Below are 12,096 nucleotides of genomic sequence, written 5' to 3' on the forward strand. Positions count from 1 at the left end.
CCCCTAGGTACCTAGGGGCGCGGGGAACTGCGCAATCCGTAACCCCCGCCCCCACCGAACCCGCAGCCACCTAGGGGCGCGGGGAACTGCGCAATCGGTTACCGCCACCCCCACCGGACCCGCAGGCACTCAGGGGCGCGGGGAACTGCGCAATCGGTTACCGGCACCCCCACCGGCCCGCAGCCACCTAGGGGCGCGGGGAACTGCGCAATTGGTTACGGGCACCCCCACCCGGCCCGCAGGCGAACGTTCAAGCCCCCACGGCGGCCGGAGCCGACACGGTGGCCGCGTCGTAGCGGGCGAGGAGGACGCGCGCGACCTCAGGCGCCGCGCCGAGCACAGGCGCGAGCAGGTCCGCCCCACCACCCTCCCGCGCGACGCGGTCGGGCAACCGCCCCGGCGCGAGGAAGTACGGCGCCACAACCACCCGCGCACACCCCAGCGCACGCAAGGACCGCACCACCTCCCCCGTCCGCGGCAGCGATCCGGCGGAGGCGAACGCAGGCCGCACGGCGCACCAACCGGTCCGCCGCCACTCCCGCGCGATGTCTGCGATCACTGCGATCGCCTCCGGGTCGGTGGACCCCGCCGCGGCCAGGACGACCCCGGTCGAGGGCTTGTCGGCGGGGGTCAGCCCCGCCTCGTACAGCCGCCGTTCGAGCGCGGCCGTCAGCAGCGGTGACGGGCCGAGTACCTCGGCCTGCCGGATCCGCAGCCGGGCCGGTGCCTCGCGCAGCACCGACGGGATGTCCGCCTTCGCGTGGAAGGCGCGGGTCAGGAGCAGGGGGAGGGCGACGACGTCGCGTACGCCCTCCGCCGCCAGGGACTCCAGCTTGCCCGCGACGGACGGGAGGTTGAACTCCAGGAAGCCGGTCTCCACGCGCACCCCGGGCCGCCGCGCCCGCACCTGGCGTACCAGGGCGTGCACGGTCTCGGCATGGCGCGGGTCGCGGCTGCCGTGGGCGATGACGAGGAGCACCGGCTTCGACATGGAGGTCAGCTCTTCACCAGGAGGCCTCGGCTGCGCAGTACCCACCGCTCCAGCGGGCTGAAGATCAGCAGGTCGATGGCGATACCGACGATCAGGATGAGGAGGATGGCGAGGAACACCATGGGCATGCTGTTGGCCGTACGCCCGTTCTCCAGCAGCTGGCCGAGACCGACACCCAGGTCCGGCGAGGACGCGATGATCTCGGCGGCCATCAGGGAGCGCCAGGAGAACGCCCAGCCCTGCTTCAGCCCCGCGAGGTAGCCGGGCAGCGCGGCCGGGATCACGACGTGCCAGGTGCCGCGCAGCCCCGTCGCGCCCATCGTGCGGCCCGCGCGCAGGAACAGCGGCGGGACCTGGTCGACGCCGGAGACGAGTCCGTTGGCGATCGAGGGGACCGCGCCGAGCAGGATGACCGCGTACATCATCGAGTCGTTGAGGCCCAGCCACAGCACGGCCGGCGGCACCCACGCCACCGACGGCAGCGACTGGAGGCCGGACAGGATCGGGCCGATCGCCGCGCGCACGAACTTCACCCGCGCGACCAGCAACCCGAGCGGGGTGCCGATCACGAGCGCCATCAGGAAGCCCAGCAGACCGCGCGAGACGCTCGTCCAGATGTATTCGAGGAGCGTGCCCTCCAGCCAGGCCTCCTGGACCTCGTCCCAGACCGCGGACGGGGCGGGCAGCTTGTAGCTGTCGGTGACCTCGGCCCACACCAGGACCTGCCAGACCACCAGCACCAGGGCCACGGCGACGATCGGCGGGAAGATCTTCTCCACGAAGGTCCTGCGGAAGGGGGCCCTCTTCGTCTGGACCGTGTCCAGCGCGTCGAGTCCGGCTTCGAGTCCGGCGAGGTCAGTGCTCTGCCGGACGCCCTCGTCCTCGTCGCCCTTGCCCGGTACGCCGCCGTCCTTGACGGCGCTCGTCTCAGTGCTGGCCATGGCGGCGGATCTCCCCACGCAGTTGTTCGGTGATCTCGACGGACAGTTCCGCCACGGCGGGGTCCTCGATACGGCGCGGCTGCGGAATATCGACCGTCCACTCCCGCGCGACGCGCCCCGGGCGCGAGGACAGCAGCACCACGCGCTCGGCGAGCCGTACCGCCTCGCGCACGTTGTGCGTCACGAACAGCACCGACACGTTCGTCTCGCGCCAGATCCGGGTCAGCTCGTCGTGCAGCACGTCCCGGGTGATGGCGTCGAGGGCCGCGAACGGCTCGTCCATCAGCAGCAGCCGGCTGTCCTGGGCGAGCGCGCGGGCCAGCGCGACCCGCTGCCGCATCCCGCCGGACAGCTCGTGCACCCGCTTGCCGTACGCGCCCTCCAGCCGGACGAGCGTCAGGAGCTCCTCCGCCCGGGTGCGGCGGTCGGCCTTGGGCACGCCCCGCAGCTTCAGGGCCAGTTCGATGTTCTTGCCCGCGGTCAGCCACGGGAAGAGGGCGTGCTCCTGGAACATCAGGGCCGGCCGGCCGTCGGTGCTGATGCCGCCCGCGGACGGCTTGTCGAGCCCCGCGACCAGATTCAGCAGCGTCGACTTGCCGCACCCGGAAGCTCCCAGGAGGGTGACGAACTCGCCGGGCGCGACATCGAGCGTGATGTCGTCCAGGACGAGCTGCTGCCCGGCGGGGCCGGCGAAGGATTTCGAGACGTGCTCGATCCGGGCGGCGTACTCCGCCGACGTACCGGCTTCGGCGTCGGCGGTCTTGGCGAGGGCGGTTGCCACGGTCGTCACCTCCTGGGAACTCATGGGTCCGGGCCTGAACTCTCTGCTGTCCGGGCTTACTTGACGCCGAGACCGGCGTCGTCGACCGCGCTCGCGCCCTCGGCCGCCAGGACCTTGTTCAGCGGCGCGAGGTCGTAGATGCCGTCGAGCTTCGGCTTCTCCAGCAGACCGGCCTTCACCGCGTGCTCCGCCTCGGTGTTGAGGGTCGAGGCCAGCGGGTCGTCGGTGAACTGGATCGACTTCCACGCCGGGTCGATGACCTCGGCGGGCAGCTCCTTGCCGGACAGCTCCTTGAGCTTGGTGTTGGCGGCGGCCTTCGCCTCGTCCGGGTTGGCGTTGATCCACTTGTTGGTCTTCACCGAGCCGCGCAGCACGGCCTCGACGACGTCCGGGTGCTCCTTGAGGAACTTCTGCGACACGATGATGTTCGTGATCACGAACTTCTTGTCGGGCCACAGGTCGGCCTCGTCGAGCAGCACCTTCGCGCCCTCGGCGACCAGCTTGGACGCGGTCGGCTCCGGCACCCACGCGCCGTCGATGGACCCCGACTTGTAGGCGTCCGGCGTGATCTTGTTGTCCGTGCGGACCACGGAGACGTCGCCCTTGCCGCTCTCGGCGTTGACCTTCCAGCCCTGCTCGGCGATCCAGTTGAGGAACGCCACGTCCTGCGTGTTGCCCAGCTGCGGGGTGGCGATCTTCTTGCCCTTGATGTCCTTCGTGGACTTGATCTTGTCCGGGTTCACCACCAGCTTCACACCGCCGGAGGCGGAACCGCCGATGATCCGCAGGCCCTTGCCGTCGGTCGTGCTGTAGCCGTTGATGGCGGGGGAGGGGCCGATCCAGCCGATGTCGATCGACCCGGAGTTCAGCGCCTCGATCTCCGACGGGCCGGCGTTGAACTGGGAGTACGAGGCCTTCGTGCCCCCGAGCTCCTTCTGCAGCAGCCCCTCCTGGTCACCCACGAGTGCGGTGGCGTGCGTCAGGTTCGGGAAGTAGCCGATCCGGACGGTGTCGGCGGAGAGCTTCTTGCCCTCGGCGGCGACCTTCGAGGTGTCCTCGTCCTTGTCGGAGCCGTAGCCGCAGGCGGCGAGGGTCAGGAGGGGAAGAGCGGCGGCCACGGCGATGCCGCGGCGAAGCAGGGTGGAGCCCTTGGCAGGCACGGGAGGGTTTCCTCTCGTCGGCCCGGCGGTCACGGTTCTTCAGGTCGTGGCCGGGAGGTCGGCAGGTCTTCGTCGTATCCGCGACGGCGGGCGGGGGGACGGGGCGCGCAGGCAGTGCGCGTACGTCAGCCCGCACATCGCGCGACTCCGCCCTGTCCGGCGCCGAGGGCGCCGCTGCCGACGCGGCCGCCCTCCTTCGCGAACGTGGAGTAGAAGTCCGTGGTGGCCCTCATGTCAGAAGTCCCACCCGTCCTCGTCGGCCTCGGCCCGCACCGGCTCCGGGGAGGCGAAGGACTCGCCGACCATGCCCGCGGTGAGCGTGGTGCCGTCGGAGGGGTCGATGAGGATGAACGAGCCGGTGCGCCGCGAGTCGGCGTACGAGTCCACGGGCAGCGGCTCGGCGGTACGGATCTTCACGCGCCCGATGTCGTTGGCGACCAGGTGGCCCGGGTGCGGGTGCAGGGACAGGTCGTCGAGGGTCAGCCGCGAGGGGATGTCCTTGACGACCGCCTTGACCGTGCGGGTGCCGTGCTTGAGCAGCACCCGGTGGCCGATGGTCAGCGGCGCGTCGGCCACGTGGCAGACCGTCGCCTCGATGTCCTGCGTGGTCGCGGGCGCGTCCTTGGTCGGCACGATGAGGTCGCCGCGCGAGATGTCGACGTCGTCCTCCAGGAGGACCGTCACCGACTGCGTCGTCCAGGCCAGGTCGACCGGTTCGCCCAGCAGGTCGATCGAGGCGATGCGCGAGGTGCGCCCGGAGGGCAGCACGGTGACCGCCTCACCGACACGGAACGCGCCGGCCGCGATCTGCCCGGCGTACCCGCGGTAGTCGGGGTGTTCGGCGGTCTGCGGACGGATCACGTACTGCACGGGGAGGCGCGCGTGGCAGGTCGCCAGGTCGTGGCTGACCGGCAGGGTCTCCAGGTGCTCCAGGAAGGTGGGCCCGCCGTACCAGTCCATGTTCGCGGACGGGTCCACCACGTTGTCCCCGGCGAGCGCGGAGATGGGGATCGCGGTGATCTCGGGAACGCCCAGCTCGGACGCGTACGCCGTGAACTCCTCGGCGATCGCGGCGAACACCGGCTCCTGGTAGTCGACCAGGTCCATCTTGTTCACGGCGAGCACGACGTGCGGGACGCGCAGCAGGGCTGCGATCGCGGCGTGGCGGCGGGTCTGCTCGACGACGCCGTTGCGCGCGTCGACCAGGACCACCGTCAGTTCGGCGGTGGAGGCGCCGGTGACCATGTTGCGGGTGTACTGCACGTGGCCGGGGGTGTCGGCGAGGATGAAGCGCCTTTTCGCCGTGGCGAAGTAGCGGTAGGCGACGTCGATGGTGATGCCCTGTTCGCGTTCGGCGCGCAGGCCGTCGGTGAGCAGGGCGAGGTCGGGGGTGTCCTGGCCCCGGTTGCGGGAGGCGTGCTCGACGGCCTCCAGCTGGTCGGTGAGGACCGACTTGGAGTCGTGGAGAAGGCGGCCCACGAGGGTGGACTTGCCGTCGTCGACGGAACCCGCGGTCGCGAAACGGAGCAGCGTCGTCTCGGACAGCTGCTCGACCGACAGCGGCTCTACGGGCTCGGTGGGCTCGATGGTGCTCGTCATGGCTAGAAGTACCCCTCGCGCTTGCGGTCTTCCATCGCGGCCTCGGACATCTTGTCGTCGGCGCGGGTGGCGCCCCGCTCGGTGAGCCGGGAGGCGGCGATCTCGGTGATCACGGCTTCCAGCGTGGTGGCGTCGGAGTCGACGGCGCCGGTGCAGGACATGTCGCCGACCGTGCGGTAGCGCACCAGGCGCGTCTCGACGGTTTCGTTGTCCTTGGGGCCGCCCCAGTCGCCGGCGGTGAGCCACATGCCGGCGCGCTGGAACACGTCGCGTTCGTGCGCGAAGTAGATCTCGGGCAGTTCGATGCCTTCGCGGGCGATGTACTGCCACACGTCGAGCTCGGTCCAGTTGGACAGGGGGAAGACGCGGACGTGTTCGCCGGGGGCGTGGCGGCCGTTGTAGAGGTTCCACAGTTCGGGGCGCTGGCGGCGGGGGTCCCACTGGGAGAACTCGTCGCGCAGGGAGAAGACGCGTTCCTTGGCGCGGGCCTTCTCCTCGTCGCGGCGTCCGCCGCCGAAGACGGCGTCGAACCGCTCGGCCTGGATCTTCTCGGTCAGCGGCACGGTCTGGAGCGGGTTACGGGTTCCGTCGGGACGTTCCCGCAACACACCACGGTCGATGTACTCCTGTACGGAGGCCACATGGAGCCGCAGCCCATGCTTCTTGACCGTGCGGTCGCGGTACTCCAGGACTTCCGGAAAGTTGTGTCCTGTGTCCACATGGAGCAGGGAGAAGGGCACCGCGGCGGGCGCGAACGCCTTCAGTGCCAGGTGGAGCATGACGATGGAGTCCTTGCCGCCGGAGAAGAGCACCACCGGCCGCTCGAACTCGCCCGCCACCTCGCGGAAGATGTGCACCGCCTCGGACTCCAGCGCGTCCAGATGGCTCAGGGCGTACGGGCTGCTCGTCCCCTCCTCGGAGACGTCGGCGACGGTCGTCATGCGAGACCCCTCTCGGCGAGCAGCGCGTGAAGCGCCGCCGCGGACTCCTGCACGGACTGGGTGTGCGACTCGATGCGCAGATCGGGCGACTCGGGCGCCTCGTAGGGGTCGTCGACCCCGGTGAGCCCGGAGATCTCGCCCGCCGCCTGCTTGGCGTACAGGCCCTTCACGTCCCGCTCGCTGCACACCTCGACCGGTGTGGCGACATGCACCTCCAGGTACGCGGCACCGCTCGCCTGGTGGCGCTTGCGCACCGCCTCGCGGCTGTCGGCGTACGGGGCGATGACCGGCACCAGCGTCGTGACGCCGTTGCGGGACAGCAGGTCGGCGAGGAAGCCGATGCGCTGGACGTTCGTGTGCCGGTCCTCGCGGCTGAAGCCGAGGCCCGCCGTCAGGAACGTACGGATCTCGTCGCCGTCGAGCACCTCGACGCGGTGGCCCTCCTCGCGCAGCCGGGTGGCCAGCTCGTACGCGATGGTGGTCTTGCCGGCGCTCGGCAGACCCGTGAGCCAGACGGTGGCTCCGGTCACTTGGTTCTCCTGGTTCATCGAGGTCGTCGGGCCGGTCACGGTCGTCACGTTCGTCGCGGCAGGACCGGTCGTCACGGGCGTCGCGTTGGTCTCGGGCGTCGCGGTCATGGTCAGCCGTGCAGTCCGCACTCGGTCTTGTTGCGGCCCGACCAGCGGCCGGCGCGGGCGTCCTCGCCCTCCAGGACCCGGCGGGTGCAGGGGGCGCAGCCGACGGACGGGTAGCCGTCCATGAGGAGCGGGTTGGTGAGGACCCCGTGCTCGCTCACGTACGCGTCCACGTCGTCCTGCGTCCAGCGGGCGATGGGCGAGATCTTGACCTTGCGGCGCTTCTCGTCCCAGCCGACGACGGGGGTGTTCGCGCGGGTCGGGGACTCGTCGCGGCGCAGGCCCGTGGCCCAGGCGCGGTACTTGGTCAGTCCCTGCTCCAGCGGCGCGACCTTCCGCAGCGCGCAGCACAGGTCGGGGTCGCGGTCGTGCAACTTGGGCCCGTACTCGGCGTCCTGCTCGGCGACGGTCTGGCGCGGGGTGAGCGTGATGACGTTGACGTCCATCACGGCCTCGACCGCGTCCCGGGTGCCGATGGTCTCGGGGAAGTGGTAGCCCGTGTCGAGGAACACGACGTCCACGCCGGGGTTCGCGCGGGACGCCAGGTGGGCGACCACCGCGTCCTCCATCGAGGAGGTGACGCAGAACTGCTTGCCGAACGTCTGCACGGCCCACTGGAGGATCTCCAGCGCGGAGGCGTCCTCCAGGTCGCGGCCGGCCCGCTCGGCGAGCGCCTTGAGCTCGGCGTCGGTGTCACCACCGGGTTCAGCAGTGGTACCGGTCTCGGTATCAGTGTCGGTATCGGTCCGAACGGCCGTCATATCTCGTCCCCTCCACCGTCGTTGCGCTGAAGTCCACGGGTCAGCAGCCCGAGGAACTTCAACTGGAAGGCTCGATTGCACGCCCCGCATTCCCACGCCCCGTGTCCCTGCTCGCTCGGACGCAGGTCCTCGTCGCCGCAGTAGGGGCAGTAGAAGGGCGCCGCGCGTTCGCTCATGACAGGGCCTCCTCGGAGGCGCGGGTGGCCCACGTGGCGAAGCGCTCGCCGTCCTCGCGCTCCTCCTCGAAGCGCTTGAGGACCCGCTCGACGTAGTCGGGCAGGTCGTCCGCGGTGACCTTCAGACCGCGGACCTTGCGGCCGAAGCCGGCTTCGAGGCCGAGCGCGCCGCCCAGGTGCACCTGGTAGCCCTCGACCTGGTTGCCCTCGCTGTCGAGCATCAGCTGGCCCTTGAGACCGATGTCCGCGACCTGGATGCGGGCGCAGGCGTTCGGGCAGCCGTTGATGTTGATGGTGACGGGCTCGTCGAACTCGGGCATACGGCGTTCGAGTTCGTCGATCAGCGAGGCGCCGCGGGCCTTGGTCTCGACGATGGCGAGCTTGCAGTACTCGATGCCGGTGCAGGCCATCGTGCCGCGCCGGAAGCTGGACGGCCTGACCTTCAGGTCGAGCGCCTCCAGGCCCTCCACCAGGGAGTCGATCCGGTCCTGCTCGACGTCGAGCACGATCATCTTCTGCTCGACGGTGGTCCGCAGCCGGCCGGAGCCGTGCGCCTCCGCCAGTTCGGCGATCTTCGTCAGGGTGGTGCCGTCGACGCGGCCGACGCGCGGCGCGAAACCGACGTAGAAGCGGCCGTCCTGCTGCCGGTGCACACCGATGTGGTCGCGCCAGCGGGCGAGCGGCTGGTCGGGGGCCGGGCCGTCGACGAGCTTGCGCTGCAGGTACTCGTCCTCCAGGACCTGGCGGAACTTCTCGACGCCCCAGTCGGCGACCAGGAACTTCAGCCGGGCGCGGGTGCGCAGGCGCCGGTAGCCGTAGTCGCGGAAGATCGACAGGACGCCGATGTGGACGTCGGCGACCTCGTCGAGCGGGACCCAGGCCCCGAGGCGCTGGCCGATCTTCGGGTTGGTGGAGAGGCCGCCGCCGACCCAGAGGTCGAAGCCGGGGCCGTGCTCCGGGTGGTTCACGCCGACGAAGGCGACGTCGTTGATCTCGTGCGCCACGTCCAGGAGCGGCGAGCCGGAGACCGCGGTCTTGAACTTGCGGGGCAGGTTCGAGAAGTCCTTGTTGCCGATGACCCGGCGGTGGATCTCCTCGATGGCGGGCGTGCCGTCGATGATCTCGTCCTCGGCGATACCGGCGACGGGCGAGCCGAGGATCACACGGGGCGTGTCACCGCAGGCCTCGGTCGTGGAAAGACCGACGGCCTCCAGGCGCTCCCAGATCTCCGGGACGTCCTCGATGCGGATCCAGTGGTACTGGACGTTCTGCCGGTCGGTGAGGTCGGCGGTCCCGCGCGCGAACTCCTGCGAGATCTCGCCGATGACGCGCAGCTGCCGGGTGGTCAGGCGTCCGCCGTCGATCCGTACCCGCAGCATGAAGTACTTGTCGTCCAGCTCCTCCGGCTCCAGGACCGCGGTCTTGCCGCCGTCGATGCCGGGCTTGCGCTGGGTGTAGAGCCCCCACCAGCGCATACGGCCGCGCAGGTCGTTGGGGTCGATCGAGTCGAAGCCCCGCTTGGAGTAGACCGTCTCAATGCGCGTCCGCACGTTGAGACCGTCGTCGTCCTTCTTGAACTGCTCGTTGCCGTTGAGCGGGGTGTAGTGACCCACGGCCCACTGGCCCTCACCGCGGTGACGGCTCACCTTGCGGCGGGGCGTTGCGGCAGCGGGATCCTGCGGAGTGGCGGCCATGGTTTCTACGTCCTTCGGGACAGACGGATGCGGCTCTGACCTGCGCGTACGAGTGCATACGGGCATGCGTGCGCGGCATTGCGCAAGTCGAGACAGGGAGAATGTCGGTGGTGCCGGGCACGGGGGCGCGGCCCCTGGTGCCGTGGGTCAGCGGACCGGACAGATGGCGCTGGACATGCGGCCGAGGTCGACGTGCCGCCGACTCACCAAGGCAATTCCAGTTCCAGACATGACGGAAGCGTGTCACGGCGATCTGGACACAGTCCAGCTTCGTCCAGGATGCGGACACCCTTGTCCCGGGATGTGGGACAAGGGTCGTGACGGTCACAAGATCGGGTGCGGATCACATCCCGCCAGGTCAGCCGACCTGTGCTCCGGGCCAGGGGCCCGGGGTGGTCACCTCGGGTTCCTCCTCCACCTTGGTGTCGAAGAGCTTGAAGCCACGGCGCAGATAGTTGTCCATCGCGTGCTCCCCGTCCTTGCTGCATGTATGCAACCAGACGCGCTTGGTCTGCGCCCGCCCCGGCCAGCGGTCGGCCAGGTCCCAGGCCCGCGCGACCCCGTACGAGAGGAGGTGTCCGCCGATGCGCCGGCCGCGGAAGGCCGGGATCAGGCCGAAGTAGACGATCTCCACGACCCCGTCGTCCTGCGCCTGCAGCTGTACGTATCCGGCGGGCGTCCCGCGGTCGTAGGCGACCCAGGTCTCCGTGCCCGGCCGCTCCAGGTCCTCCCGCCACTGCGCGTACGTCCAGCCGAGCCGGTCCGTCCAGCGGATGTCCCCGCCCACGGAGGCGTACAGGAAGCGGCTGAACTCGGGGGAGGGCACCTCGGCGCGGGCGATCCGGACGTCACCGTCGGGCGCGGCGGCGGGCAGCCGGTCTGCCGGAGCGGTCTGCTCCAGGGACCAGGTGGTCACAGCGATGCTCATGCGGGCCAGCGAACCACGGGGACGGGCTCCCCTCCAAAGCGGGCCGCCCGTCCCTCAGACCCCGGTCACTGCACGGAGTCGTCGACCGCCGACAGCGGGACCGAGTACAGCACCCGCTCCGGGATCGCCGGTGCCTCCCACGCGTTGTCCTTGTTCGCCGCCCACTCGGTGAGCGTCCACAGCTCGCCGGTCTCCTGCCAGTACGACAGGGACTCGGTGTGCTGGCCCCAGCAGGCGTACGACGTGCCGCCGTCGCCGCACTGCGCGGCCTTGGCGGCGCTCTCGTTCTGGCGCCAGAGCGTGCCGTGCTTGTCGCGGCTGCCCGGGGCGTAACCGGTGTACCAGTCGGCCTTGTCCGCGCCGTCCGGCTTGTGCGAGAGGACGCCCTGCAGCCCGACGGCCTTGGTCTCGTACGCCTCGTCGGCGTTCACGAGGTCACTGGCGTTGCTGCCGAGCAGGCCCGTGCGGTCGCTCGCGGTGCTGTAGTAGTAGCGCCAGACGCGCGCCGGTTCCGTGCCGCCGGAGCTGAACCACTCGTTCGCGACCAGGCTGTCCGGGGTCGAGGTGCGGTCCAGGGAGACCGACGCGAAACAGGGACGCCCGTCGTTGTCGCTCGCGCCGCACGCCCCGCCGGTGAGGTTGTACGAGCCGATGGCCGGCAGTACGTACTGGTAGCCGCGCGCCGACCAGCCGCCGCTGACCTTGCCGACCTCGGTGCTGTTCACATCGGCCCGCAGGATGCGGTTCATGTCGAAGACGAACAGGGCGTTGTCGTGATCGGCGCCGTTCTTCGCGGTGACGATCAGCTTGTCCTGGTACCAGACCATGCCGCCGACGTGCGAGCGGACGGCCCCGAAGTCCTTGCCGCCGGAGAGCGGGGCGACCAGCAGGACCCAGCGGTACTTGAGGTTCTTCGGGTCGTTCGCGTCGATGAAGGCGACCCGGGCGAGACCCTTGTCGGCGTCGGGCTCGCCCGCCTTGTGGTCGTTGTGGGTCCAGCCCGCCAGGATGACCCGGTCGGAGCCCCACTTGCCGTCGTTGTCGGCGTCCCCGGAGGTGGTGACGGACTGCGGCAGCCACTTCTGTGTCGTGGCGTCCCCGCTGTCCCAGCAGTACGCGCGGGACGCGGTCGGCTCGACGGGCAGGGCGGCCGACTCGGTCGCGGCGCAGTCGGCCTTGTTGCGCATCGGGTGGTTGGCGCTCCTGAGGACCGCGTCGACCCCCACGGATCCGCCCATCGAGTTCTGCAGGGTGTCCAGCGTCGACTCGGCGACCAGGTTCTCGTGCAGCTGCAGCTTGCCGATCTCGGACGCGGAGGTGAGCGGCTTCAGAGGGCCGGGGTTGTCGCTGCCCGCGGCCTGCGAGGTGGTGATGATGGTGGCGGCGGCGGTGAGGGCGAGGGCGGCCCCGGACAGGGTGGCCCGCAGGACACGCCCCTTGGTCCGGCGGCGATGTCTGCCTCGATACGTCATAGGTCCTCCCGTCGGCG

Annotated in this window: 13 protein-coding genes; all 13 read right to left on the bottom strand. The window is 70.3% G+C overall.

Annotated elements, in window-relative coordinates; translation table 11 throughout:
- Nucleotides 1-250: 250 nt before the first annotated feature.
- The 13 genes from ACFWGJ_RS16610 to ACFWGJ_RS16670 all read right to left on the bottom strand — a co-directional run bounded on the left by ACFWGJ_RS16610 (nucleotide 251) and on the right by ACFWGJ_RS16670 (nucleotide 12,079).
- On the bottom strand, nucleotides 251-991 hold the full coding sequence (locus ACFWGJ_RS16610; RefSeq protein ID WP_387324678.1) for a sirohydrochlorin chelatase: 741 nt from the start codon (nucleotides 989-991) through the stop codon (nucleotides 251-253).
- 5 nt (nucleotides 992-996) lie between these two features.
- Nucleotides 997-1,932 carry an ABC transporter permease gene (locus tag ACFWGJ_RS16615; RefSeq protein WP_387324681.1) on the bottom strand — a complete coding sequence of 312 codons (936 nt, stop codon included), beginning with the start codon at nucleotides 1,930-1,932 and terminating at the stop codon, nucleotides 997-999.
- Complete coding sequence (locus ACFWGJ_RS16620) at nucleotides 1,919-2,737, bottom strand: ABC transporter ATP-binding protein (protein ID WP_387324683.1); 819 nt, start codon at nucleotides 2,735-2,737, stop codon at nucleotides 1,919-1,921. Before ACFWGJ_RS16620 ends, ACFWGJ_RS16615 begins: the two co-directional genes overlap by 14 nt.
- A gap of 32 nt (nucleotides 2,738-2,769) precedes the next feature.
- Complete coding sequence (locus ACFWGJ_RS16625; protein WP_387324686.1) at nucleotides 2,770-3,873, bottom strand: aliphatic sulfonate ABC transporter substrate-binding protein; 1,104 nt, start codon at nucleotides 3,871-3,873, stop codon at nucleotides 2,770-2,772.
- A 234-nt stretch (nucleotides 3,874-4,107) separates the two neighbouring features.
- Nucleotides 4,108-5,472: a sulfate adenylyltransferase subunit 1 gene (locus tag ACFWGJ_RS16630; RefSeq protein ID WP_384799873.1), complete on the bottom strand. Its 1,365-nt coding sequence runs from the start codon at nucleotides 5,470-5,472 to the stop codon at nucleotides 4,108-4,110.
- 2 nt (nucleotides 5,473-5,474) lie between these two features.
- Nucleotides 5,475-6,413 carry a sulfate adenylyltransferase subunit CysD gene (gene cysD, locus ACFWGJ_RS16635; RefSeq protein ID WP_387324688.1) on the bottom strand — a complete coding sequence of 313 codons (939 nt, stop codon included), beginning with the start codon at nucleotides 6,411-6,413 and terminating at the stop codon, nucleotides 5,475-5,477.
- Complete coding sequence (gene cysC, locus ACFWGJ_RS16640) at nucleotides 6,410-6,961, bottom strand: adenylyl-sulfate kinase (RefSeq protein ID WP_387324736.1); 552 nt, start codon at nucleotides 6,959-6,961, stop codon at nucleotides 6,410-6,412. Before cysC ends, cysD begins: the two co-directional genes overlap by 4 nt.
- Nucleotides 6,962-7,053: 92 nt before the next feature.
- On the bottom strand, nucleotides 7,054-7,809 hold the full coding sequence (locus ACFWGJ_RS16645) for a phosphoadenylyl-sulfate reductase (RefSeq protein ID WP_387324690.1): 756 nt from the start codon (nucleotides 7,807-7,809) through the stop codon (nucleotides 7,054-7,056).
- Nucleotides 7,806-7,985, bottom strand: a complete 180-nt coding sequence (locus ACFWGJ_RS16650; protein WP_107016475.1) for a hypothetical protein — start codon at nucleotides 7,983-7,985, stop codon at nucleotides 7,806-7,808. Before ACFWGJ_RS16650 ends, ACFWGJ_RS16645 begins: the two co-directional genes overlap by 4 nt.
- Nucleotides 7,982-9,679, bottom strand: a complete 1,698-nt coding sequence (locus ACFWGJ_RS16655; RefSeq protein WP_387324693.1) for a nitrite/sulfite reductase — start codon at nucleotides 9,677-9,679, stop codon at nucleotides 7,982-7,984. Before ACFWGJ_RS16655 ends, ACFWGJ_RS16650 begins: the two co-directional genes overlap by 4 nt.
- Before the next feature lie 147 nt (nucleotides 9,680-9,826).
- A complete protein-coding gene (locus tag ACFWGJ_RS16660; protein ID WP_349817346.1) occupies nucleotides 9,827-9,910 on the bottom strand; it encodes a putative leader peptide in 84 nt (27 codons plus the stop codon).
- A gap of 127 nt (nucleotides 9,911-10,037) precedes the next feature.
- The gene (locus tag ACFWGJ_RS16665) at nucleotides 10,038-10,607 is read right to left on the bottom strand and encodes a GNAT family N-acetyltransferase (protein ID WP_387324694.1); all 570 of its coding nucleotides are present in this window, start codon (nucleotides 10,605-10,607) and stop codon (nucleotides 10,038-10,040) included.
- A gap of 65 nt (nucleotides 10,608-10,672) precedes the next feature.
- Nucleotides 10,673-12,079 (bottom strand): hypothetical protein, encoded by a 1,407-nt coding sequence (locus ACFWGJ_RS16670; protein WP_387324696.1) that lies wholly within the window; start codon nucleotides 12,077-12,079, stop codon nucleotides 10,673-10,675.
- Between the last annotated feature and the right edge of the window lie 17 nt (nucleotides 12,080-12,096).

It is taken from the genome of Streptomyces sp. NPDC060205, from assembly GCF_042728395.1.
Taxonomy (GTDB): domain Bacteria; phylum Actinomycetota; class Actinomycetes; order Streptomycetales; family Streptomycetaceae; genus Streptomyces.